The 206-nt window shown below is 54.4% G+C and carries 1 pseudogene; it reads left to right on the top strand.

The window, feature by feature from the left end:
- Nucleotides 1-206: pseudogene (locus ACTHUG_RS11710) on the top strand (DUF2345 domain-containing protein); the annotation flags it as partial.

The following is a 206-nucleotide window of genomic DNA, read 5'->3' as shown; positions in this document are numbered from 1 at the left end:
TGTCAGTGCACAAAACCAGGATGCCAACGGCAAAGTGCTGGATATGGACGATGCCGTCGCCCAACTCGAACAGGCACTCTCCCTGGCCAAAAGCCTGAACAAAGCCGCCCAAACCGCCAACAACCACAATACCGATGAAGAAACCCAAAGGGGTCGTCTGAAAGACGCCCTCAAAGACCTGAAAGAGGCCGGCTTAATCCAAACCG

The organism is Neisseria sp. P0022.S009, assembly GCF_051956675.1.
Lineage (GTDB): Bacteria > Pseudomonadota > Gammaproteobacteria > Burkholderiales > Neisseriaceae > Neisseria.
This window is presented reverse-complemented; position numbering and strand designations above follow the sequence as displayed.